Annotated in this window: 21 protein-coding genes; 7 read left to right on the top strand and 14 right to left on the bottom strand. The window is 69.2% G+C overall.

The annotated features are described in order from the left end of the window. Window positions 1-23: 23 nt before the first annotated feature. The 7 genes from PFX98_RS20715 to PFX98_RS20745 all read left to right on the top strand — a co-directional run bounded on the left by PFX98_RS20715 (window position 24) and on the right by PFX98_RS20745 (window position 7762). Complete coding sequence (locus tag PFX98_RS20715; protein WP_285232377.1) at window positions 24-1367, top strand: type III glutamate--ammonia ligase; 1344 nt, start codon at window positions 24-26, stop codon at window positions 1365-1367. Between the two features lie 11 nt (window positions 1368-1378). Next, complete coding sequence (locus tag PFX98_RS20720) at window positions 1379-2278, top strand: DMT family transporter (protein WP_285232378.1); 900 nt, start codon at window positions 1379-1381, stop codon at window positions 2276-2278. A gap of 54 nt (window positions 2279-2332) precedes the next feature. Continuing rightward, entirely contained in the window at window positions 2333-3301 is a 969-nt protein-coding gene (locus PFX98_RS20725; RefSeq protein ID WP_285232379.1) for a M14 family metallopeptidase, read from the top strand. A 10-nt stretch (window positions 3302-3311) separates the two neighbouring features. After that, window positions 3312-3965: a DsbA family oxidoreductase gene (locus tag PFX98_RS20730; protein WP_285232380.1), complete on the top strand. Its 654-nt coding sequence runs from the start codon at window positions 3312-3314 to the stop codon at window positions 3963-3965. Window positions 3966-4031: 66 nt separating this feature from the next. Beyond that, on the top strand, window positions 4032-5375 hold the full coding sequence (locus PFX98_RS20735) for a PEP-CTERM sorting domain-containing protein (RefSeq protein ID WP_285232381.1): 1344 nt from the start codon (window positions 4032-4034) through the stop codon (window positions 5373-5375). A gap of 72 nt (window positions 5376-5447) precedes the next feature. Continuing rightward, on the top strand, window positions 5448-6428 hold the full coding sequence (locus tag PFX98_RS20740) for a recombination-associated protein RdgC (protein ID WP_285232382.1): 981 nt from the start codon (window positions 5448-5450) through the stop codon (window positions 6426-6428). Window positions 6429-6499: 71 nt separating this feature from the next. Then, window positions 6500-7762, top strand: coding sequence for an HD-GYP domain-containing protein (locus PFX98_RS20745; protein WP_285232383.1), 1263 nt, complete (start codon window positions 6500-6502; stop codon window positions 7760-7762). On the opposite strand, the gene PFX98_RS20750 is transcribed toward PFX98_RS20745, so the two are convergent. The 14 genes from PFX98_RS20750 to infB form a co-directional block, all read right to left on the bottom strand. Continuing rightward, entirely contained in the window at window positions 7738-9024 is a 1287-nt protein-coding gene (locus tag PFX98_RS20750) for a DEAD/DEAH box helicase (protein WP_285232384.1), read from the bottom strand. The genes PFX98_RS20745 and PFX98_RS20750 overlap by 25 nt on opposite strands. 50 nt (window positions 9025-9074) lie before the next feature. After that, complete coding sequence (locus PFX98_RS20755; protein WP_285232385.1) at window positions 9075-9641, bottom strand: methylated-DNA--[protein]-cysteine S-methyltransferase; 567 nt, start codon at window positions 9639-9641, stop codon at window positions 9075-9077. After that, complete coding sequence (locus PFX98_RS20760) at window positions 9638-10609, bottom strand: MBL fold metallo-hydrolase (protein WP_285232386.1); 972 nt, start codon at window positions 10607-10609, stop codon at window positions 9638-9640. The genes PFX98_RS20755 and PFX98_RS20760 overlap by 4 nt, the downstream gene beginning before the upstream one ends. Window positions 10610-10669: 60 nt before the next feature. Continuing rightward, the gene (gene dusA / locus PFX98_RS20765) at window positions 10670-11656 is read right to left on the bottom strand and encodes a tRNA dihydrouridine(20/20a) synthase DusA (RefSeq protein WP_285235660.1); all 987 of its coding nucleotides are present in this window, start codon (window positions 11654-11656) and stop codon (window positions 10670-10672) included. Window positions 11657-11727: 71 nt separating this feature from the next. Then, a complete protein-coding gene (locus tag PFX98_RS20770) occupies window positions 11728-12270 on the bottom strand; it encodes a hypothetical protein (protein WP_285232387.1) in 543 nt (180 codons plus the stop codon). Between the two features lie 6 nt (window positions 12271-12276). Continuing rightward, window positions 12277-13524, bottom strand: coding sequence for an MFS transporter (locus tag PFX98_RS20775; protein WP_285232388.1), 1248 nt, complete (start codon window positions 13522-13524; stop codon window positions 12277-12279). Window positions 13525-13615: 91 nt separating this feature from the next. After that, a complete protein-coding gene (locus PFX98_RS20780) occupies window positions 13616-13984 on the bottom strand; it encodes a hypothetical protein (RefSeq protein ID WP_285232389.1) in 369 nt (122 codons plus the stop codon). A 100-nt stretch (window positions 13985-14084) separates the two neighbouring features. Beyond that, window positions 14085-15746 (bottom strand): formate--tetrahydrofolate ligase, encoded by a 1662-nt coding sequence (locus PFX98_RS20785; protein WP_285232390.1) that lies wholly within the window; start codon window positions 15744-15746, stop codon window positions 14085-14087. A 52-nt stretch (window positions 15747-15798) separates the two neighbouring features. Next, window positions 15799-16923, bottom strand: a complete 1125-nt coding sequence (locus PFX98_RS20790; RefSeq protein ID WP_285232391.1) for an enoyl-CoA hydratase/isomerase family protein — start codon at window positions 16921-16923, stop codon at window positions 15799-15801. Window positions 16924-16990: 67 nt separating this feature from the next. Next, window positions 16991-17869: a DMT family transporter gene (locus PFX98_RS20795; protein ID WP_285232392.1), complete on the bottom strand. Its 879-nt coding sequence runs from the start codon at window positions 17867-17869 to the stop codon at window positions 16991-16993. Then, window positions 17869-19692, bottom strand: coding sequence for a translational GTPase TypA (gene typA / locus PFX98_RS20800; RefSeq protein WP_285232393.1), 1824 nt, complete (start codon window positions 19690-19692; stop codon window positions 17869-17871). The genes PFX98_RS20795 and typA overlap by 1 nt, the downstream gene beginning before the upstream one ends. Before the next feature lie 25 nt (window positions 19693-19717). Beyond that, window positions 19718-20677 (bottom strand): tRNA pseudouridine(55) synthase TruB, encoded by a 960-nt coding sequence (truB, locus tag PFX98_RS20805; protein ID WP_285232394.1) that lies wholly within the window; start codon window positions 20675-20677, stop codon window positions 19718-19720. Between the two features lie 14 nt (window positions 20678-20691). Next, window positions 20692-21075 carry a 30S ribosome-binding factor RbfA gene (gene rbfA / locus PFX98_RS20810; RefSeq protein WP_285232395.1) on the bottom strand — a complete coding sequence of 128 codons (384 nt, stop codon included), beginning with the start codon at window positions 21073-21075 and terminating at the stop codon, window positions 20692-20694. Window positions 21076-21144: 69 nt separating this feature from the next. Continuing rightward, window positions 21145-24186 carry a translation initiation factor IF-2 gene (infB, locus tag PFX98_RS20815; RefSeq protein ID WP_285232396.1) on the bottom strand — a complete coding sequence of 1014 codons (3042 nt, stop codon included), beginning with the start codon at window positions 24184-24186 and terminating at the stop codon, window positions 21145-21147. Between the last annotated feature and the right edge of the window lie 12 nt (window positions 24187-24198).

Genomic DNA, 24198 nt, shown 5'->3' on the forward strand with positions numbered 1-24198 from the left:
CCCCGCGGGTCGGCGAGGACCACATGAAAGACCTGCTGCAGCAACTCCGTTCCGCCCAGGTCCACACCCTGCTGGCGCAGTTCACCGACATCCACGGCGTCGCCAAGGGCAAATACCTGCCGATCGAGCAGCTCGACCAGCTGCTCACCGAGGGTGCCGGCTTCTCCGGCCCCTCGATCGCCGGCACCGGCCTGCCGCGCACCGGCCCGCGCAGCGAGTACTGGGGCCGCGGCATCGCCAGCACGGCCCAGGTGCTGCCCTGGATGCCCGGCTATGCGCGCATCGTCTGCGACGGCTATGTGGCCGGTGAGCCCTTTGACGCCTGCCCGCGCCAGGTGCTGCGCCGCGCCGAGGCGCAGCTCGCCAAGCAGGGCTGGTATCTGCGCACCGGCATCGAGCCCGAGTTCTTCCTGCTGCGCCGCGATGCACAGGCCGGCTACCTGCCCTTCGATGCGCGGGACGGGCTGGACAAGCCCTCCTACGACCTCAAGACCCTGCCACGCCAGGCCGGCCTGCTGCGCGAGCTGCACAAGGCCCTGGCCAGCAGCGGGCTGGAGGTGCTGCAGATCGACCATGAGGACGCGCAAGGCCAGTACGAGCTCAACTTCGGCCACGACCTGGCGCTGCGCAGCGCCGACCACCTGATGCTGTTCAAGCTCGCCGCCCAGGCGATCGCCGAGCAGCATGGCGCCGTGTTCTCGATGATGCCCAAGCCCTTCGCCAACCAGCCCGGCAGCGGCATGCATTTCCATGTCTCGATGTGGCGTGGCGAGGGCGAGGAAGCGCAGTGCATGTTCGAGGACCATCCGGGCCAGCCGGCACCGGGCGGCGCGGCGCTGATGCAGCATTTCATCGCCGGCGTGCTGGCCCATGCCGGCGCGCTGTGCGCGCTGGCCGCGCCCACCGTCAACTCCTACAAGCGCCTGGTGGTGGGCGAATCGCTCTCCGGCACCAGTTGGGCCCCCGCCTATGTGGCCCATGGCCCCAACAACCGCACGGCCCTGGTGCGCACGCTCAAGGGCCGCTTCGAGTGGCGCCTGCCGGATGCCTCGGCCAATCCCTATCTGGCCACCGCGGGCCTGATCGCCGCCGGGCTGGACGGCATCCAGCGCCGTCTGGCCCCGCCCCCGGCCTGCCAGGACGATCTGTTCGAGCTCTCGCTGCCGGCATTGCGCCAGCGCGGCATCGCCCTGCTGCCGCAATCGCTGGACCAGGCGCTGGACGCGCTGGAGGCCGATGCGGTGATCGGTGCGGCGCTGGGCGAAGAGCTGCGCGCGCAGTTCCTGCGGCTCAAGCGTGCCGAGGCGCTGGCCCATGCGCGCCACGTGAGCGACTGGGAACTGCGCCAGTACGCCGAACGCTACTGAAGCCCCGGCGATTGAGCTCCGCCCGCACACCCTGGCTGGCCTATGCCAGCCTGGCCCTCAGCACCGGCCTGGTCGGCAGCTATGTGGGCCTGTCCAAGCTGCTGGTGCTGGTGTTCCCGGTGTTCCTGCTGGCCTGGCTGCGCTTCGGCTTTGCGGCCGTGCTGATGCTGAGCTGGCTGCGGCCCGCGCCGCACGAGCCCCGGCTGGACCGCCGCACGCGCGGCCTGCTGTTCCTGGAGTCCTTCATCGGCAACTTCCTGTTCTCGATCTGCCTGCTCTATGGCCTGCGCAGCACCTCGGCGGTGGTGGCCGGCGTGCTGCTGGCGGGCATACCGGCGGCGGTGGCGGCCTTTAGCTGGCTGTTCCTGCGCGAGCACATCGCCCCGCGCGTGCTGATAGGGGTGGCGCTGAGCGTGGCCGGCATCGCCGTGGTGGCGCTCACGCGCGCTGACGGCGGCGGCGGCGCGGGCACCACCTGGGGCCCGCTGCTGGTGCTGGCCGCGGTGCTGTGCGAGGCCTGCTATGTGGTGATCGGCAAGCGCCTCACGCAAGACCTGCCCCCGCGCCGCATCAGCGCCCTGATCAACCTCTGGGGCCTGGTGCTGGTGACGCCCTTGGGCCTGTGGCAGGCCTGTCGCTTCGACTTCGCTGCCGTGTCCATGGCCAGCTGGGGCTTGCTGGCCTTCTATGCCACCGCCGCCAGCATGGTGACGGTGTGGCTGTGGATGCACGGCCTGCAGCAGGTGCCGGCGGCGCGTGCCGGCGTCTTCATGGTTTTTTTGCCCATCGCCACCGCCCTGGTCGGGCTGTTGGCGCTGGGCGAGGCAATCGGCAGCATGCAGGCCCTGGCCTACGGCCTGGCGCTGACCGGCGTGCTGCTGGCGACCTGGCCCGAGCGGATCAGGGCATAGGGCCGCGATGAAAAGCGATGGCCTGCCGCCGCGCGGCTACCCTACCATCGCGCCATGACGAGTTCCGACACCCCCACCCATCTGCGCATCCACCAGTTTGCCGGCCTGGCCAAGGGCCCGCGCCTGCTCATCACCGGCGCCGTGCACGGCAACGAGATCTGCGGCAGCCTGGCGATCACGCGCCTGCTGGAGCAACTCGACCGCGGCGCACTGCGCCTGCTGCGCGGCACCCTCACCTGCGTGCCGGTGGTCAACCCGCTGGCCTACCAGCGCGGCCAGCGCGAGGGCGAGCGCAACCTGAACCGCAATCTGCGCGAGTGCCCGATCCCGCAGGATGTCGAGGACCGCATCGCCAACCAGCTCTGCCCCCTGCTGGCCGCGCACGAGGTGCTGCTGGACCTGCATTCCTTCCAAGGCCAGGGCCAGGCCTTCGTGATGCTGGGCCCGCGCGACAACCAGGGCGAGCTGGAGCCGTTTGCCCATGCTAGCGCCGAGGCCGCGCTGGCCGCGGCACTGGGCCCCACGCGCATCGTCGAGGGCTGGCTCTCGACCTACGAGCTGGGCCTGCGCCGCCGCGCCGAGCAGGGCGCGCCCCTGCAGGACCCGCATTACGGCATGGGCACGACCGAGTACATGCGCGCCCGCGGCGGCTATGGCGTGACGCTGGAATGCGGCCAGCATGCCGACCCGCAGGCCCCCGAGGTGGCGTACCTGGCCATCCTGCGCACCCTGGTGCTGCTGGGCATGCTGGCGCCCGCGAGCGTCGATGCGCACCGCCCCGCCAGCCCACCCGAATTGCTCAAGCTCTACGAGGTGGTGGACCGCCAGCACGAGGGCGACCGCTTCGAGCGCGAATGGGCCAGCTTCGACGCGCTCACGCAGGGCCAGCGCATCGGCACGCGCCACGACGGCACGCCGGTGCTGGCGCCGGCCGATGGCCGCATCGTCTTCCCGAACTCGAAAGCCCTGGCCGGCCATGAGTGGTTTTACCTGGCGCGAGCAAGCGACCGGCGGCTTGGCTAAAGTGCCGGCCATGAAAATCGATTTCGTCTCCGACATCTCCTGCCCCTGGTGCGCCATCGGGCTCAAATCGCTGCAGCAGGCGCTGGCGCGCATGCCCGATCTGCCGGTGGAGATGCATTTCCAGCCCTTCGAGCTCAACCCCCAGATGGGCGCCGAGGGCCAGAACATCGACGAGCACCTGCAGCAGAAGTACGGTGCCAGCACCGAGCAGGCCGCCGGCGTGCGCGAAGCGATCCGCAAGCGTGGTGCCGAGCTGGGCTTTGTGTTCGACATGCAGAACCGCAGCCGCATCTACAACACCTTCGACGCCCACCGCCTGCTGCACTGGGCCGGCGAGCAGAGCCCGGAGGCGCAGCGCGAGCTCAAGCTGGCGCTGTTCGGCGCCTATTTCACCGACGGCAAGAACCCCGGCGACCATGGCGTGATGCTGGACGCGGTGCGCGCGCTGAGCCCGGCGCTGGGGCTGGATGTGGAGGCCGCGCGCGCGGTGCTCGCCTCCGAGCGCTACGCCGCCGAGGTGCGCGAGCGCGAGGCCTTCTACCAGGCCCAGGGCATCCACTCGGTGCCCTCCATCATCATCAACGACCGCCACCTGATCCAGGGCGGCCAGGAGCCGGCGGTGTTCGAGGAAGTGCTGCGGCGGCTGGCGGCCGAGGCCGGCTAGTCAAATCTATGGACGCGGCGCCCGCGGGGCGGCCCTATCCTGGGCCACGCCCCGATGGAGATCGCCATGCCCCTCCTGCCCCGCACGATCGCTGCCACGGCCCTGCTGGCCGTCATCGCCACCGCCCAGGCCGACCTGCCCAGCGCCGGCGCGAGCTTCGCGATGCGCTTGCAGAACAGCGCCAACAGCACCAACCGCGGCAGCGGCGACCTGTTGTTCTGGGGTCTGTTCAACCCCGAAGCGCCACCTTCGGAGGCCGGCGCTACCGTCTGGAGTTTTGCCGCGCAATGCCCGTTAGGCATCAGCTGCGCGGCCAGCGTCAGCGGCGCCGGCTGGGTGCGCCAGCGCATCCTGGCGCGCGATTTCTCGACCCAGCCGCTGCAGTACTACGGCGCGCGCGCCTATGACCCGAACCTGACCGGGGCCTGGAACATCTGGCTGTCGACCGACAGCAGCTTCGCCAGCGGCACCCGCACCATCGTCGCCGCGCCGCCGGTCGGCGCGGTGGCCGCCATGCCCTTCGTGCAAAGCATGTCGCTGCAATCGGCCGGGCTGACGCCCACCGTCAGCTGGACCCTGCCGGCCTCGGCCACCTCGATCGACCAGGTGCAGGTGCGCGTCTTCGACAACAGCCACCAGATCCCTTCGATCTCGATGACCCCGACCTCGCCGGGATCGACGCAGCAGAGCGACGTGATCTACACGCAGACGGTCGCCTCGGGCCAGTCGCTGACCCTGCCTGCGGGCCTGCTGCAATACGGCACCTCGTACTCGCTGGCCATCTCGCTGGATCATTTGCGGGGGGACCACAGCGTGCAGTCGCGCTCGCAATCCTTCTTCGACTACACGCCGATCGATCCGGCCAGCCTGGTCGGCGCGCCGACGAATATCGCGCTGCCGACGCTGAGCCCGGTGGCCAATGTGGTCGGAGCCGAGCAGGGCCCGGTCTACCAGTTCCATGTCGACTCGGTCTCGGCCGATGCGGTGACCTTCATCGACCCGGCCATCGCCAGCGGCTTCGACTACCGCACCGGCATCGGCGACCCGAACTTCAAGAGCGTGCAGATTGCCAGCCAGGTCGGCGACGGGCTCTACGAGGTCTATCTGTGGGATGGCAGCGCCTGGACCCTGGCGCAGGCCGGCCTGGCCGCCGGTGCCGGCTTCGACTTCGTCGCGGCCGGCCATGCCGGCGGCGTCGACCGCTTCCAGATCCGCGGCATCGAGCCCTCCGCCGAGCTCAGCGCCTTCGATCCCACCGCCTTCGTCACCGGGCTCACCTTCACCGGCACCGGCAGCTTCACCGGCACTATGCAGGCCATCGTCGCCGTGCCCGAGCCGGCGACGCTGGCCCTGTGGCTGGCCGGGTTCGGACTGCTGGGCCTGGCGCGGCGCAAGGCCCTCCGGTCCTGAGACAATAGCGGCTTTCATGCCAGGGGCGCCCGGCTCGGCCGGGCGCCCTTTTTTCTCCCCGAGGATTTTGCAGTGTTCAAGAACCTGATCGTGTACCGGATCGCCCCCGACTGGCAGCCCACCATCGAACAGTTCGAGGATGCCCTGGCCCAGGGCGCCTTCGTCGAATGTGGCGCCTCGCAGGCGCTTTCGATGGGCTGGGTAGAGCCGCGCGGCGTCAAGCACGCCCCGCTGGTAGAGAACGTGGGCGGCCATCTGCTGCTCAAGCTGATGATCGAGCAGCGCGTGCTGCCGGGCTCGGTGGTGAAGCGCCGGGTCGAGGAGCTGGCCGAGCGCATGGAGCAGGAAACCGGCCGCAAGCCGGGCAAGAAGGCCAAGAACGAGCTGAAGGAGCAGGTCACGCACGAGCTGCTGCCTCAGGCCTTCACCAAGCAATCGTCGATCCGCATCTGGATCAACCCGCGCCAGGGCCTCTTGATGATCGATGCCAGCTCGCCGGCCAAGGCCGACGAGGTGGTGACACTGCTGGTCAAGCAGCTCGACGGGCTTTCGCTGCAGCTGGTGCAGACGGCCGAGTCGCCAGCCGCCTGCATGACGGCCTGGCTGCTGGACGGCGTGCCGCCCGCCGGTTTCACGATCGACCGCGAGTGCGAGCTCAAGAGCGAGGACGAGATGAAGTCGGTGGTGCGCTATGCCCGCCATGCGCTGGACATCGAGGAGGTGCGCCAGCACCTCACCGGCGGCAAGGCGCCCACCAAGCTGGCGATGAGCTGGCGCGACCGCGTCTCCTTCATGCTCACCGACACCTTGCAGATCAAGAAGATCGCCTTCCTGGATCTGGTCTTCGAGGGTCGCGACAAGCCCGCCAAGGACGAGGCCTTCGACGCCGATGCGGCGCTGGCCACGCTGGAGCTGGGCCAGCTGATCCCCGAGCTGATCGAGGGCCTGGGCGGCGAGCACGACTTTGCCGCCGGCGGCAGCCTGCCGGCGGCGCTGCCGCAAGACCTGGCCCCGGCCAGTGCGCCGACGCTCGAGACCGCGCCCTGGGATTGATCTGACGCCTTGCGCGCCGGCGCGGCCAGCGCGCATGATGCAGGCAGATCTACCTCCCCAGTCAGCGCGTCATGGCAACAGGCCCCGATTACATCCACCCGAGCCAGCTCTGCATCGGCCTGCATGTGATGCTCGATCTGCCCTGGACCGAGCATCCCTTCACCTTCTCCAGCTTTAAGATCAAGGATCTGAACCAGATCCTGACCCTGCAGTCGCTGGGGCTCAAGCGCATCCGCTATCTGCCCGGCAAGAGCGACGGTGAGCCGCTGGCCCTGCCGGCGGTGGACGCCGGCCGCGAGGCACCGCCCGCGGCCAGCAGCGATCTCGACAGCGAGGCCTACCGCGCCAAGCGCGAGCGCGTCGCGCGGCTGGCCGCGCAGCGCGCCCGCGTGGAGGCCTGCGAGCGCGAATTCCTCTCCGCGGCCAAGGCGCTCAAGAGCGTCAACCAGAACCTGTTCTCCCAGCCCGAGCAGGCCCGCGAGGAAGCGCTCAAGCTGGTGGCCACCATGGCCGAGTCCATGCTCACCGATGCCGAGGTGGCCATCAATCTGATGAAGGACAAGATCGGCGCCGACGAGACCTACCACCACGCCCTCAACGTGACGGTGCTGGCGATGATGCTGGCCAAGGAGCTGAAGGCGCCGCCCGAGGCCATCAAGCTGCTGGGCCTGGCCGCCCTGCTGCACGACATCGGCAAATTCGACGTGCCCGAGCGCATCGTGCGCAAGCAGGAGCCGCTCACCAAGCCCGAGGCCGATCTGCTGCGCCAGCATTGCCAGTACGGCCTGGTGACGGGGCGCAAGCTGGGGCTCTCGCCCGAGGTGCTGAACGTGATCGTCCAGCACCATGAGCGCGTCGACGGTGGCGGCTATCCGGAGGGGCTGAAGGGCCCGCAGATCTCGATGCTGGCGCGCATCGTGGCGGTGGCCAACAGCTTCGACAATCTCTGCAACCCGGCCAACCCGGCGCGCGCGATGACGCCGCACGAGGCGCTCTCGGTGATGTATGGCCAGCAACGCGGCCAGTTCGAGGCCCTGCCGCTGAGCACCTTCATCCGCTGCATGGGCATCTACCCACCCGGCACGGTGGTGGTGCTGTCCAACGACAGCATGGCCATGGTGGTCTCGGTCAACAGCGCCCGGCCGCTCAAGCCCATGGTGCTGGTCTACGACGCCGGCGTGCCGCGGGACCAGGCCATCCTGGTGGACCTGGAGCAGGAGGCCGATGTGAGCATCGTGCGCACCCTCAAGCCCCAGCAACTGCCCGAGGCGGTGTTCGACTACCTCTCGCCGCGCAAGCGCCTGGCCTATTACTTCGACGCCAACAAGGGCTGAAGCCCATCGGCCGCGGCCGCCGCCGCTGCTGCTGCTGCTTCACGCAGCTTGTCCTTCTTGCTCTTGCGCCGGCCCTTGATGCCGCCGGGGCCGGGCTCGGCGCTGAGCGCGGCGGCCGGCTCGAAGCCGGCGATCTGCTCGCGCGCCACGCGCTGGCCCTGGCGCTTCTCGATCAGGCGGAAATGCGCTTCGGAGTTCGTCACGGTCTCGCCGCTGATGAAGCTCAGCGCCTGACCGCTGGCGCCGGCGCGGCCGGTGCGGCCGATGCGGTGCAGGTAGTCGGCCGCCGAACGCGGCAGGTCGTAGTTGAGCACCACCGGCAGCTCCGGGATGTCCAGGCCGCGGGCCGCCACATCGGTGGCCACCAGCACCTGCAGCTCGCCGTCCTTGAGCGCCTGCAGCACGCGCGTGCGCGCCCCCTGGCTCAGCTCACCATGCAGGGCGGCGGCCTTGATGCCATGGGCCCAGAGCTTGTCGGAGACATGCTCGGTGGCGTATTTGGTGGCCACGAACACCAGCGCGCGCGGCCAGGCCTCCTGCTGCAGCAGATGGCGCAGCAGCGGCGTGCGCTTGGCGGCGTCGACGACGATGGCGCGCTGCTGGATCGCTTCGGTGCGCAGCGGCTCGGGCGCGATGGCGATGCGCGCCGGCGCCCGCAGCAAGCCGTTCGCCAGCGCCTCGACGGCGGGCGCGAAGGTGGCCGAGAAGAACAGATTCTGGCGCCGCTGCGGCAGCAGCGCCAGCAGCCGGTTCAGCTCATCGGCAAAGCCCAGGTCGAGCAGGCGGTCCGCCTCGTCCAGCACCAGGGTGTGCACGGCGCCTAGGCGCAGGGCATTGTGTTCGATCAGGTCCAGCAGGCGACCGGGCGTGGCCACCATCACATCGCAACCGCCGCGCAAGCCCATCAACTGCGGGTTGATCGAGACGCCCCCGAAGGCCAGCGCGATGCGCAGCCTGGCCGGCAGCGCCTGCGCGAACTCGCGCAGCGCCTCGCCCACCTGGCTCACCAGCTCGCGCGTGGGCACCAGCACCAGCGCGCGCGGCTGGCGCGCCGCATCGGCGCCCTGCTCCCAGACGCGCTGCAACAGCGGCAGCGCGTAGGCGGCGGTCTTGCCCGAGCCGGTCTGGGCCAGACCCAGCACATCGCCGCCGCCGAGGATGGTGGGAATGGCGGCCGTCTGTATCGCCGTGGGCGCGTGGTAGCCCTGCTCGCGCACCGCGTGCACGAGGGCGGGCATCAGGCCCAGGGAGGCGAAGGACATGGGCGGGTCCCGGTGATCGGGAAGGCTGGGAGGGGGGCCAATTGTATGAGTCAGCCGAACAAGCCCGACTGCTCGCCGGCCATTTGCCCGGTGGCGCGCGCCTCGATGGCCAGCAGCCTCAGCTTGGTGGCCACCCCGCCATGGGCCGAGAAGCCCGTGCCCACGCCACCCGCACCCATCACGCGGTGGCAGGGCACGATGGGGGCGAAGGGGTTGTGGCCCTCGGCCTGGCCCACCGCGCGCGCCGCGCCGGGCAGGCCCAGGGCCTGGGCCAGCTCGCCATAGGTGCGCGTCTGGCCCACCGGGATGCGGCGGGTCAGCGCATGCACGCGCTGGTTGAACGCGGGGATGCCGGTCTCATCGAGGCGGAACTCCAGCAGGTCGCGCGGCTCGCCGCGCAGCAGGGCTTGCACGCCCTCGATGGCGGCCCATACCTCGGCCGGCGGCGCGGCAGTTTCGCGCGCTGTCGGGAAGCGCACGCGCATGCGGTCGCGCGTGGCCGCCGCGCTTTCCTCCGGCAGCTGCGCGCCGACGATGCCGCGCTCGCCCCAGGCGATGCCGCAGCAGCCGAGGGCGGTGTCGTAGCAGTGGAAGAACAAGAGAATCCGGTCGTTCATGGCGGGGCGCTGCAGAAGCGGTCGCGCGTGGCGGCGCGCAGATGCTGCTGGAAATAGTAGCCCAGCATGGCGCGGGCGCGCGGCTGTTCGGCGGGCGCGATCCAGGCCGCGGCATCCTGCAGCCATTGATCGGCGCATGCCCCCGGCCCCTGCGCGGAGGCGGCGCATTGCAGCAGCCGCCCATAGGACTCGCGATAGTGCTGGAACTCCTGCCGGCTCAGCACCGGCCCATGACCGGGCACCAGGCGGGTGAAGGGCTGGGCCGCCAGCGTCGCCAGCGCGGCCTGCCAGCCGCCCGCGCAGGCGGTATCGAGAAACGGCACGGGCAGGGTCACCAGATCGCCCGCCACCAGGGTCTGGCTGGCCAGATCCAGCAGCCAGACATCGCCACCGCTCACCGCCCCCTTGATCACGCCCAGGCGCAGCTTGCGTCCGGCCAGGGTCAGGTCTTGCTGGGGCGCGCTGAGCCGCTCGTCGGGGCGCAGGCGCTCGGCCTGCTGCAGCAGGGCCAGGTCGATGCGCGCCGAACTCAGGCTGCTTTCATCAAGGTCTTGCGGCTTCTCGATCAATCCCTCGAGCTGCCGGCGGTAAGCGGCGAGCCAGCCCTGCAGCGCGCCGTCGACGGCCGCGCTGGCGTAGACGCGCAGCCCCGGCCATTGCTGCCGGATGAGCGCATTGCCGCCCAGATGGTCGAGATGCCAATGGCTGTTGACGAGGGCAAGCGCCGCGCCGCCCTGCCCCTCGGCGCGCATGAAATCCAGCAGCGCCTGGGTGTGCGCGGCGTGGCGGCCGCTGTCCACCAGCACCCAGCCCTGCGCACCGCGCAGCAGCACGCTGTTGCCGTCGGGCTGGGCGCCCGGGGCATGACTGCCGGGCAGCCAGAAGACGCCATCATCCAGCGTTTGTGGGGCGGCAGCGTGGGCCGCGGTGCACAGCATGAGGCTCAACACAAGCAGGTGGCGCAACATGGGGTCTCCTTGATGCTGCCAGCATGCCAGGCTTGTGGGCCCGGGCGCCCGTGCCAGCCGTCAGGCCGCGCGTGCGCCCTGCGCTACATGCGCCGCCACACCGAGGCGCGCCGCGCTCGCCTGGCCCTGCACCACCGCCGGCGGCAGGCCCTTCAGATGATGGTCGGACCAGACCTGGCGCCAGCGCCTTGCGCCGGCGGCGCCGTTCCACAGGCCCAGCGCGTGGCGCATCGCCTGCGACCAGGGCCGGCCCTGCGCCACCTGCTGTTGCAGATAGGCGATCCAGGCCTCTTCCACCTGCTCGCGCCCGCCCGGGCCAAGCTCGGCTGGGCCGCTGCGGCCGAAGAAGCGTTCGTCCCAGGCCGCCATCTGCCAGGGCTCGTGATAGGCCTGGCGGCCCACCATCACGCCATCGACATACTGCAGTTGCTCGGCGATCTCGGCGTCGGTCTTGATGCCGCCGTTGAGCACGATGGTGAGCGCCGGGAACTCGCGCTTGAGCCGGTGCACCAGCTCGTAGCGCAGCGGCGGCACCTCGCGGTTCTCCTTGGGCGAGAGGCCTTGCAGCCAGGCATTGCGCGCATGCACGATGAAGACCTCGCAGCCGGCCTCGGCGATGCGGCCGACGAAGTCGCGCACGAAGTCGTAGCTCTCGATGCGATCGATGCCGATGCGGTGCTTCACCGTGACGGGAATGTGCGAGACGGCATCGCGCATCGCCTTCACGCCATCGGCAACCAGGCCGGGCTCGGCCATCAGGCAGGCGCCGAAGGCACCGCGCTGCACCCGCTCGCTGGGGCAGCCGCAGTTCAGGTTCACCTCGTCGTAGCCCCAGCGCTCGGCCAGCCTGGCGCAGGCGGCCAGGTCCGCGGGCTCGGAGCCGCCCAGCTGCAGGGCCACCGGATGCTCCTCCGGATTGAAGTCCAGATGCCGTGGCTGGTCGCCATGCAGCAGCGCACCGGTGGTGACCATCTCGGTGTAGAGCCGGGTCTGCTTGGTGAGCAGGCGGTGGAAAAAGCGGCAGTGGCGGTCGGTCCAGTCCAGCATGGGCGCAACCGAGAGGCGCCAGGGGCTGGGCGATGAGTTCGGGGTGGGGTCTTGCACCCCGGCATTATCCCTTAGGGTGTTTGCGGCGCTGGCGGCGGGGCCGGCACAAACTCACAAGCCTGTGGCTGGCCCATGCCCTTGAGATAGGAGCGCCGCGCCATGCCGGCGGCCACGGCCGCCGCCACCTGGCGCGAATAGCGCTCGGCCCCGGTGAGCTTGCGCACCCAGCCGCGGAAGGGCAGCAGCCCCTCGGTGGCGCCGCGCAGGCCGCCGATGGCGGCGTCGCCCAGGGCCTCGCCGCCCCGCTCGCTGGCGCTGCCCTGCTTGTGGCGCGGCGCATCCACGTCGGGGCCCAGCACCTCGTCCAGCGCCCTCACCTCGGCCTGCAGCGCGGCGCAGCTGCGCTCGGCCGGGGCCTGGTAGGGCTGCTCCTGGGCGCGCAGCAGCAGCTCGGGAATCTTGGCCTTGACCAGATTCAGGTCGGCCAGCGGCGCGGTGGCGGCATCGGCAATGCGCTCCTCGGTGGGCGGCTTGCCGCCCTGGCCCTGTGGCCCTGAGGCGCAGGCGCTCAGGCCCAGCAACAGCACAGCGGTATAGAGAACTCGTGTTGTCATGTTTGCTCAGGAAGTTGGCGAGGATTGTGCATGGAAGAGTTCGGGGTGCTGATGTGCGTACCAGTCGCGCACCTGCTCATGTTCAAGGCTCAGCATCTCGCGCAGGCCCGGCACGAGCAGAAAGCCCAGCGCCGACAAGGCCCCGATCGCGCCCATCGCCACATAGACGGTGCTCACCTCGGCATGCAGCAGGGCCCAGCCGACCAGCGCCGGCCCCAGCGCGGCCGACACCTGCAGCTGCATCATGCTGACGGCATTGAGCCGGGCGCGGAAATGCGCGGGAATGGCCAGCATGCGATGCGTCTGGCCGGCGAGCACGCCGCAGGAATTGGCAAAACCGACGCCGAACAGGGCCAGCACCAGCAGCAGGCCCTGGGAGGTGGCGCCCGCCAGGCACAGGCCCAGCCCCTGCAGCAGGGTGCCGCCGACGCGGGTGTGGAAGCGCCCCAGCCTGGCGGCCACCCAGTTGGAGCCGCCCAGCGCGCCCCCCAGCATGCCCAGCGACAGGCCCGCCTCGGCCGCGCCCAGCCAGCCGCCCGAGAGCCCCAGCGATTGCAGCTTCAGCGGCACCAGCAGGCCGAAGCCCGGCAGCAGGCAGGTGCTGCCGACAAAGCTCACCAGGGTCCAGCCGCGCTCGATCTTGACCGACCAGCTGGCCTTCAGGCCCTGGCGCAATTCGTCGCGCCAGGCGCCGCGCGGAGCCGCCGCCGCCGCGGCATGACGCGGGATTGCGCGCACCGCCAGCGCGGCGGCGAGCAGCAGCCCGCATTGCGCCCACACGGCCACGCCGGTGGACGCACTCACCAGCAAGCCTCCCACGGCCGGCCCCAGCACGCGCCCGAGCGATTGGGCGCTGCGCTGCAGGCGCAGCGCTTCGGGCAGCTGGGCCGAGGGCACCAGCTCGGCCGCGATCGACAGCGAGGCCGGCGCCATCAGGCCCCAGGCCAGCGCGCCGAGGGCGCCGATCGCCAGCACCCAGCCCAGGCTGTAGGCCTGCGCGCTAATCATGCCGGCCATGCCCGCCGCGCCCAGGGCGCTCAGCAGCAGGCCGGCCATCATCAGGCGTTGCTTGGGCCAGGCGTCGCCCAGCGGCGCCAGCAAGGGCATGAAGAGAAAGGCCGCCACCGAGGTCAGCGTGCCGTTCAGCGCCAGCGCCTGCGCCCCGCCCTGCTGTGCCACCCACCAGGGTGTGGCCACGCCGCCCACCATCAGGGCCAGCACGGTCAGCACCTCGCTGTACAGAAACCCCTGCATGGGTCGGCCCAGGGCCGCGACGCGCTGACTCGGCATGACTCTCGTTCCTACCTTTGGAATGGGGTGGCTGCGGGCTCAGCCTAGCACGGCTTCACTGGATCAGATGCCAAGCTTCCATCCAGCGCTCGAGCTCGCCGCTCTGCGCCTGCTTGCCGGCGAAGGCGATCACGCGGGCGCGGCCGCGCTCGACCTTCAGGGCCTCGGCGCTGGCGCCCGAGAGCAGGTACACGAGCGGGTAGCTGCGCGCCTCCTCGAAGCGCTTGTAGTTGAGCAGCACATAGACGCGCTCGGCCAGTTCGGCCTCGTTCTGGCTGTTCACCACCCAGCGGCCGTTGTCGGCCACGCCGCGCACCATCACCTCGTAGCGCCGGCCGCTGCGGCTCTTCACCAGCAGCTCCACCTCGCCCATGCCGCCCAGCGTGGGCACGACCTCATGGCCCTGGCGCAGCAACTGGCTCATCACAAAAAATTCCGCCGCCCGGGCGGCGGCGGCTGAACGCTGTTTGGCACTCGCAATCATTCACGCACTTGAAGACAAAAAGGGCGCGAACTTTACCCCATCAGAACAGGCCGCTGATGCGTCCCGCATCGTCGACGCTGATGCGTTCGGCGGCCGGTGCCTTGGGCAGGCCCGGCATGGTCATGATGTCGCCGCAGATGGCGGTGACGAACTCGGCGCCGGCGTTCAGGCGCAGCTCGCGCACCGGCAAGACATGGCCCTCGGGCGCGCCGAGGCGGCCGGGGTCGGTGCTGAAGGAATACTGGGTCTTGGCAATGCACACCGGCAGCCCGCCCCAGCCCTGAGCCTGCAGCTCGGCCAGCTGCTGGCGCGCCTTGGGCTCGAAGCGCACACCGTCGGCGCGGTAGATCTTGCGGGCCACCGCCTCGATCTTCTGGTCCAGCGTGAGCTCGTCGGCATAGACCTCGGCGCGGCGCGGCGGCGCGGCCTCGCACAGCTGCACCACCGCATGGGCCAGCTCGGTGGCGCCGGCACCGCCATGGGCCCAGTGGTTGGCGAGCACGCAGCGCACGCCCAGGTCCGCGCAGGCCTGGGCGATCGCCGCCAGCTCCTGCGGCGTGTCTTGCGTGAACTGGTTGATCGCCACCACGGTGGGCAAGCCCAGATGCTGCTGCACGTTCTCCACATGGCGGCGCAGATTGGCCATGCCGGCCTCCAGCGCGGCCACGCCCTCGAGGCCGCTGCCGCCATGGTGCTTGATGGCGCGCACGGTAGCCACCAGCACCGCGCAGGCGGGCTTGAGCCCGCCCTTGCGGCACTTGATGTCGATGAACTTCTCGGCCCCCAGGTCGGCGCCGAAGCCCGCCTCGGTGACCACATAGTCGGCCAGCTTGAGCGCGGTGCGGGTGGCGATCAGCGAGTTGCAGCCATGCGCGATATTGGCGAAGGGGCCGCCATGCACGAAGGCCGGCGTGCCCTCCATGGTCTGCACGAGATTCGGCGCCAGCGCATCCTTGAGCAGGGCCGCCATCGCGCCATCGGCCTTCAGATCGCGCGCGCGCACCGGCTGCTTGGCGGCGGTATAGCCCACCACGATATTGCCCAGGCGGCGCTTCAGATCGGCCAGCGACGTGGCGAGGCACAGGATCGCCATCACCTCCGAGGCCACCACGATGTCGTAGCCGTCCTCGCGCGGGTAGCCATTGCCCGGCCCGCCCAGCGCCACGGTGATCTGGCGCAGCGCGCGGTCGTTCATGTCGACCACGCGCCGCCATGTGATGCGGCGCACGTCCAGCCCGAGCGCATTGCCGTGGTGGACATGGTTGTCGATCAGCGCCGAGAGCAGGTTGTGCGCCAGGCCGATGGCGTGGAAGTCGCCGGTGAAGTGGAGGTTGATGTCCTCCATCGGCACCACCTGGGCGTGGCCGCCGCCCGCGGCGCCGCCCTTCATGCCGAAGCAGGGGCCCAGCGAGGGCTCGCGCAGGCACACCATGGCGTGCTTGCCGATCTGGCCGAGCGCATCGCCCAGGCCCACCGTGGTGGTGGTCTTGCCCTCGCCGGGCGGCGTGGGGGTGATGGCGGTGACCAGCACCAGATGGCCGTCGGGCCGGTCCTGCAGGCCGGCGATATGCGCCAGGCTCAGCTTGGCCTTGTAATGGCCATAGGGGACCAGGCTGTCCTCGGGCAGGCCCAGGCGCTCGTGGGCCAGGGGCAGGATCTTGCGCAGCGTCGCCGCTTGGGCGATCTCGATATCGGAGGGCATCAATGCTCCTTGTGGGAGGGTGATGCGATTATGGTCCGCCGCGGGGGTCAGGTCATGCCAGTTGGCGCAAGGGATGCTGATCGGCCGCCCAGGGGCTTTCGAAATAGGCCTGCACCATGGCCGGCGTGACTTCGGCGATGCTGGCCGGGTTCCAGCGCGGCGCGTGGTCCTTGTCGACTGCCAGGGCGCGCACGCCCTCCACCGTCTCGCTGGCGGCGCCGGGACGCAGATGGAAACAGCGGTGCACCAGATCGCGCTCCATGCGCAGGTCCTCGGCCAGGCTGGCCATGCGGCGCGCGCGGCGCAGCTGCTCCAGCGTCACCGCCAGCATGAGCGGCGAGCGCTTCAGCAGGGTGGCATGGGTGTGCTGGGCCCAGGCATCGTCGGCGGCGGCCAGCGAGGCCATGATCGCGGCCACCGTGGGCTTGGAGAAATGCTCGTCGATGCGCGGGCGCAGTTCCAGATGGTCGGGCGCGGGCGCGAGGTCGGCACGCTCCATCACCGTGGCCACCACATGCTCGGCGCTGTGCTGCTCGCCCTGGCGGTAGGCCTGGATGATGGCGGGCAGGTCGCTGCTCTGCACGAACACGTCGCCCAGGCCCAGCTCGATGGCATCGCCGGCGGCGATCGGCTGGCCGGTCAGGGCCAGCCATTCGCCCACATGGCCGGGGCATTGCGAGAGGAACCAGCCGCCGCCGACATCGGGGAACAGGCCGATATTGGTCTCGGGCATGGCCAGCTTGGAATGCTCGGTCAGCACGCGCAGCTTGGCGCCCTGGCTGATGCCCATGCCGCCGCCCATCACCACCCCGTCCATCAGGGCGATATAGGGCTTGGGGTAATGGTGGATCAGGTGGTTGAGCGCGTATTCCTCGGTGAAGAAGTCTTCCAGCGCACTGTCACCCGCGAGCGCGGCCTGGTGGAAGAAGCGGATATCGCCGCCGGCACAAAAGGCCGCGGGCTTGCCCTCGCGCCCCGCCCCCAGCACCACCACCGCCTGGATCGCCGGCGTATCCGCCCAGGCCTTCAGCAAAGCGGTGATGTCGCGGATCATCGCCAGCGACAGCGCGTTCAGCGCCGGCGCGCGGTTCAGCGTGATGAGACCCAGGCAACCGTTCACTTCGGCCAGGATCTGGCCATCGGATTGCAGCGGGGGAAGAGCAGCGGCGGCGGGCATGCGGGACAACTCCAACAACGGAAAGCTTGTTTGCTAATGTTTGTTAATGGGTCAGTGGCGTGGCCGATCAGCGCTCACGCCAGCCCAGCAGTTCATTGCCTGCCAGGGCTGCCAGCACCATAGCACCGCCCACCAGGGCGGCGGAAGACGGGGCTTCCCCAGCACCCAGCCAGGCCCACAGCACGCCGAAGATCACTTCCAGCAGGCCCAGCAGGGCCAGCTCCGGCCCCGAGAGTACGCGCGCGAGGCGCACCACCAGCAGGCAAGGCAGGGCCAGCTGGAACACGCCGAGGCCGGCCAGCAGGGTCAGGTCATGCGGGGAGGCCACCAGGGGCCAGGCCAGCGGCAAGGTGCAGGCGGCCGAAATCAGCGCGCCCAGCAGCACCGCCAGCAGCATGTCGCTGCGCTCGTCACCGTCTTTTTGCTTGCTGTCGTGCTGCAACAGGGTCCAGTTGGTCGCCGCGGCCAGCGGCACGCCCAGGGCCACGCCCATGCCGGCCAGACTGGCGAGGCCGCCCTGCAGCCCGTGGCCGAACATCCAGGCGATGCCGGCACTGCCCAGCAGGATGGCGGCCCAGGTGCGCGCCGGCAGGCGGTGATGCAGGAACAGGCGCGCGAACAGCGCCGTCAGCAGCGGCCCCAGCGACATGGTGACCAGCACATTGGCCACGCTGGTCATGGTGAGCGCCAGCATGAAGGCGGTGTACATCACCGCCCAGCACAGCGCCGAGGCCCAGACCTTGCGCGGCGCGCGCAAGACCTGCCCCCAGAGCGCGCGGCCGCGCATCAGCCCCAGGGCCACCAGCAGCGCCAGCGCATTGAAGCCGCTGCGCCAGAAGGTGACCTCGAAGCTGCGCGCCGCTTCCAGATGGCGAGAGACCACCCCTGCCGTGCTCCACAGCAGGGTGATCAGCAGCATCAGGAGAACGGCGCGCCGGTGGCTCATCAGGCCCCGGAGTTTTCGCGCGCGAACTTCTTGCGCTCGTGCTCGATCAGGTGGCGCTTGCGCAGGCGGATGCTCTTGGGCGTGATCTCGACCAGCTCGTCGTCCTCGATGAACTCCACCGCGTACTCGAGCGAGAGCTCGATCGGCGGCGTGATCTTGATCGCATCTTCCTTGCCCGAGACGCGGAAGTTGGTGAGCTGCTTAGCGCGCACCGCGTTGACGATCAGGTCGTTGTCGCGGTTGTGCATGCCCACGATCATGCCTTCGTAGACCGGGTCGCCGGCCTTCACGAACATGCGGCCGCGGTCGTCCAGCTTGCCAAGCGCGTAGGTGACGATTTCGCCGTTGTCCTGGCTGATCAGCACGCCGTTCTTGCGGCTTTCGATCTCACCCTTGTGGGCTTCGTAGCCGTCGAAGATGTTGGAGATCAGGCCGGTGCCGCGCGTCAGGTTCAGGAATTCGTTCTGGAAGCCGATCAGGCCACGCGCCGGGATGCGGTACTCGAGGCGCACGCGGCCACGGCCGTCCGGCTCCATATTCACCAGCTCGCCCTTGCGCAGACCCAGGGCCTGCATCACGCCACCCTGGTGGGCTTCCTCGACGTCGGCGGTGACCATTTCGATCGGCTCGTGACGCTCGCCACCAACATCGTGGAACACCACGCGCGGCTTCGAGACGGCCAGCTCGTAGCCCTCGCGGCGCATGTTTTCCAGCAGGATGGTGAGGTGCAGTTCACCGCGGCCCGAGACCTCGAAGATGCCGTCTTCGTCGGTTTCCTTGACGCGCAGCGCCACATTGGCCTGCAATTCCTTCTGCAGGCGGTCCCAGATCTGGCGGCTGGTGACGAACTTGCCTTCGCGGCCGGCCAGCGGGCTGTTGTTGACGCAGAAGTTCATGGTCAGGGTCGGCTCGTCGACCTTGAGCATGGGCAGGGGCACCGGGTTGTCGATGGCGGTCAGCGTCACGCCGATGCCGATCTCCTCGATGCCGTTCACCAGCACGATGTCGCCGGCCAGGGCCAGCTCGGCCTGACGGCGCTCCAGGCCTTCGAACTTCAGCACCTGGTTGACGCGGCACTTCTTGGGGGTGCTGTCGGGGCCGGCGTACATCAGCACGTCCTGCATGGGCTTGAGGCTGCCGCTGGTGATGCGGCCGATGCCGATGCGGCCCACGAAGGTGGAGTAGTCCAGCGAGCAGATCTGCAGCTGCAGCGGGCCGCCGATATCGCCCTCGTGCGGCGGCACATGGCGCAGCACGGTGTCGAACAGCGGCGCCATGTCGGTGCCGGTCTCGCCCTCGGTGAGCGTGGCCCAGCCGTTCAGGCCGGAGGCGTAGACGACCGGGAAGTCGAGCTGCTCTTCGGTGGCACCGAGCTTGTCGAACAGGTCGAAGGTGGCGTTGATGACGTAGTCGGGGCGCGCGCCGGGGCGGTCCACCTTGTTCACCACCACGATGGGCTTCAGGCCCAGGGCCAGCGCCTTCTTGGTGACGAAGCGGGTCTGCGGCATCGGGCCTTCGACGGCATCCACCAGCAGCAGCACCGAGTCCACCATCGAGAGCACGCGCTCCACTTCACCGCCGAAGTCGGCGTGGCCGGGGGTGTCGACGATGTTGACGTGGGTGCCCTTCCAGGACACCGCGCAATTCTTCGACAGGATCGTGATGCCACGTTCCTTTTCGATGTCGTTGTTGTCCATCACGCGCTCGGCGACCTTCTCGTTCTCACGGAAGGTGCCCGACTGGCGCAGCAGCTGATCCACCAGGGTGGTCTTGCCATGGTCCACGTGGGCGATGATGGCGATGTTACGGATTTGGATGCTCATAAAAACTCACTTCAGAACTGGTACATCAGGCCGCGGTGCCAAGCAGTGCCTGGACTTCCTGCGGGCTGAGCAGGCGGTCGGCGATCAACTCGCCGCCCTTGATATGTGCGCTGCCCAGAAAGGCCTGCGGTTCGGGCCCGTAGACCTTCACCTGACTGACATCTGCGACGCCGCTTGGAGAATACAGGCGACGCCGCAACCCGGATAGAAAGCGGGCCGCCTCGGCAGCATCCAGACGCTGCTCAGGCCAGTCCGCCAGCAAGGCGTCGGGCGGGCGCAGCAGGTCTTCGCGCTCGGCCTCGGTCATCGCGGCGAGCGCATCCAGGCTGATGGCGCCGTCCAGCGTCACCGGACCGCTGGCGGTGCGGCGCAGCGCGCTGAGGTGCGCACCACAGCCCAACACGCGGCCGATGTCCTCGCCCAGGGTACGGATGTAGGTGCCCTTGGAGCAGCGCACCGCGATCGTCAGCTGCTCAGCTTGCCAGTCGAGGATGTCAATGCTGTGTATGGTGACCTGGCGCGCCGGACGCTCGATCTCGATGCCCTGACGGGCATAGTCGTACAGCGCCTTGCCTTCGTGCTTGAGCGCCGAGTACATCGGTGGCACTTGCGAGATCAGGCCGGTGAACTGGGCACAGGCCGCCTCGATCTGAGCGCGGGTGACTGCCACCTCGCGCGTCTCCAGCACCTCGCCCTCGCCGTCGCCGGTGGTGGTGGTCTGGCCCAGCCGGAGCGTGGCCTCGTAGGCCTTGTCGGCATCCAGGCTGACCTGGCTGAACTTGGTAGCGGCCCCAAAGCACAGCGGCAGCAGCCCCGTGGCCAGCGGGTCCAGCGTGCCGGTATGGCCGGCCTTTTCCGCCCGCAGCAGCCATTTGGCTTTCTGCAGCGCGTCGTTGCTGGACAGGCCCAGCGGCTTGTCGAGAAGCAGCACACCGTGCAGGGCACGGCGCTGGATTCTCTGGCGCTGGGGTTTGGGGGCGTTCACGGGCGGCTTGGTCTTCAGTCGTTGGTCCGGTCTTCGTCGTCCAGGGCGCGCGTGGCGTTGGCCTTGGAAATCAGCGAGCTCAGCTCGGCCGCACGTTCGATGGTGCGGTCGTAATGGAAGTGCAGGGTCGGCACGGTGTGGATCTGCAGGCGCTTGAAGAGGCCGTTGCGCAGGAAACCTGCCGCCTCGTTGAGCGCCAGCTCGGATTCGGCCGGGTCGCCGATCAGCACCGAGAAGAACACCTTGGCATGAGCGTAATCAGGCGTGACTTCCACGGCGTTGATCGTGGCCATGCCCACGCGCGGGTCCTTGAGCTCGCGGATCAGCTCGGCCAGATCGCGCTGGATCTGGTCCGAGATCCGGAAGGACCGGTTGGGTATCGCTCGTTTATGTCGCATCTGCTACTCCAAATACAAACCCCGCCTTCTCTTTCGAAGGCGGGGTTTGGGGATGAGGCCAACTCCGCCTTACAGCGTTCGGGCGACTTCCTTGATCTCGAAGAATTCCAGCTGGTCGCCCTCGGCGATGTCGCTGTAGTTCTTGAGCTTGATACCGCACTCGAAGCCTTCCTTGACTTCCTTGACGTCGTCCTTCTCGCGGCGGACCGAGTCGACCTCGCCGGTGTAGATGACGATGTTGTCGCGCAGCAGGCGGAACTTGGCACCACGGCGCACCAGGCCCGAGGTGACCATGGAACCGGCCACCGTGCCGATCTTGGAAGCCACGAAGACCACGCGGATCTCGGCCGTACCCAGCGCTTCTTCGCGCTGCTCGGGAGCCAGCATGCCGGCCATCGCTGCCTTCACCTCATCCACGGCGTCGTAGATGATGTTGTAGTAGCGGATGTCGACCGCATTGCCCTCGGCCAGCTTGCGGGCCAGCACGTCGGCGCGGGTGTTGAAGCCGATGATGACGGCCTTGGAGGCGATCGCCAGGTTGACGTCCGACTCGCTGATGCCACCCACCGCGGCGTGCACGATCTGCACCTTGACCTCGTCGGTCGAGAGCTTGAGCAGCGAGGAGGCCAGCGCTTCCTGCGAGCCTTGCACGTCGGCCTTGATGATCAGCGGCAGGGTCTGCACATCGCCCGAGCCCATGTTCTCGAACATGTTCTCCAGCTTGGCGGCCTGCTGCTTGGCCAGCTTGACGTCACGGTACTTGCCGGAACGGAAGGTGGCGATTTCACGGGCGCGACGCTCATCGCTCAGCACCATGAATTCGTCGCCGGCCTGCGGCACTTCGGTCAGACCCTGGATTTCCACCGGGATCGACGGGCCGGCCTCGGTACAGGTCTTGCCGTCTTCGTCCAGCATGGCGCGCACGCGGCCATAGGTCGAACCGGCCAGCACCACGTCGCCGCGCTTGAGCGTACCGCTCTGCACCAGCACCGTGGCCACCGGGCCGCGGCCCTTGTCCAGCTTGGCTTCGATCACCAGGCCCTTGGCCATGGATTCCACCGGCGCGGTGAGCTCCAGCACCTCGGCCTGCAAGAGCACCTGCTCCAGCAGCGCGTCGATGCCCTCGCCCGTCTTGGCCGAGACCGGCACGAAGGGCGAATCGCCACCGAATTCTTCCGGCACGACTTCCTCGGCCACCAGCTCGCTCTTCAGGCGTTCCAGGTTGGCACCGGGCTTGTCGATCTTGTTCATCGCCACGACCAGGGGCACGCCGGCCGCCTTGGCATGGTGGATGGCTTCCTTGGTCTGGGGCATCACACCGTCGTCCGCCGCCACCACCAAGATCACCAGGTCGGTGGCCTTGGCGCCGCGGGCACGCATCTGCGTGAAGGCCGCGTGGCCGGGGGTGTCGAGGAAGGTGATCATGCCGCGCGGCGTGTCGACGTGATAGGCGCCGATGTGCTGCGTGATGCCGCCCGCTTCACCCGCGGCAACGCGGGCACGGCGGATGTAGTCCAGCAGCGAGGTCTTGCCGTGGTCGACGTGACCCATGACGGTGACCACCGGTGCGCGCGGCAGCATCTCGTGCTGCTGCTCGGCGGCAGCGCCCTCTTCTTCCAGGAAGGCATCGGGATCGTCCAGCTTGGCGGCAAAGGCCTTGTGGCCCATTTCCTCCACCAAGATCATCGCGGTTTCCTGGTCCAGCTGCTGGTTGATGGTGACCATCTGACCCAGCTTCATCAACTGTTTGATGAGCTCGGACGCCTTGATCGACATCTTGTGGGCGAGGTCGGCCACCGAGATGGTCTCGGGCACATGCACCTCTTGCACCACCGGTTCGCTCGGCGCCACGTAGTTGGACGGCTGGCCACCGCGGTCGTTGCGGTCGCCACGGCGACCCGACGCGCCACCCTTGGGCGCGCGCCAGCCGGCGGCCGGGCGAGCACCCGTGGGGGCACCCGCACCAATGGTCTTGAGGCCGCGCTTCTTGGCGGCATCATCGGCCCAGGAGGACGAGAGCTTCTCGCTCTTGACCGACTTCTTGTCGCCGGGCTTGGCACCAGCACCCGCGGTCGCGGCGGTAGCCGGCGCGCCGGGCGTGCCGGGCTTCTTGTGGATGGTGCCCTTGATTTCCTTGGCGGGCTCGGGCTTGGGCTCTTCCTTCTTCGCGACCAGCACCTTCTTGGGTGCATTCATCATCGCGCGGATGGCAGCGGCCTCGGCCTCGGCGGCCTTGCGGCGGCGCTCCAGGTCGACCTGCTTCTGCTTTTCCTCGGCGCCCACATCGACGGCCTTGATGACACGCAGCTGCGGCTTGGGCGGCTCCACCGGCGCGGCCGGCGCCACGGGCGCTGCGGCCACGGGGGCGGGTGCAGGCTCGGCAACCGGTGCCGGTGCCGGCGCAGCGGCCACCACGGGGGCGGGCGCGGGTGCGGGCTCAGCAGCTGGCGCGGGCGCGCGGCGGCCACCGGCGGCCAGCGCCTTGTTGGTGGCGGCAGCGGCGGCACGTGCAGCGGCCTGGGCATCCTGCTTGGCGGCAACCTTGGCAGCGGCTTCGGCGGCGGCCTTGTCGGCGGCATCCTTCTCGGCCTGCTCGGCGGCGCGGGCCTCGGCCTGCAGACGCTCCTGGCGGCGCTGCTCCTCGGCCTCGCGAGCCAGGCGCTCCTGCTCTTCGCGTTCACGCACGCGGGCAGCCAGCTCTTCTTCCTGGGCGCGCAGGGCCTCGGCATGCGCCTGGGCCTCTTCCTGGCGACGCTGCAGCTCGGCTTCCTCGGCCGCTTGCGCGCTGGCCTCGTCCATGCCGCTGGCATCGTCACGCTTGACGAAGGTGCGCTTCTTGCGTACCTCGACCTGGATGGTGCGGGCCTTGCCGCTGGCATCGGCCTGCTTGATCTCGCTGGTCGACTTGCGCGTCAGCGTGATCTTCTTGCGGTCGGCACCGGTCGTACCGTGCGCGGTGCGCAGGTAGTCCAGCAACCGTTCCTTGTCGGTCTCGTTGAGGGCGTCCTCGGTGGACGCCTTCTTGACGCCCGCAGCTTGCAGCTGCTCAAGCAGCGTGCTTGCAGGCCTTTGTAGCTCTGCAGCGAACTGGGCGACGGTGGTCACAGCCATTGTGGAATCCTT

The organism is Paucibacter sediminis (assembly GCF_030254645.1).
Classification (GTDB): domain Bacteria; phylum Pseudomonadota; class Gammaproteobacteria; order Burkholderiales; family Burkholderiaceae_C; genus Paucibacter_B; species Paucibacter_B sediminis.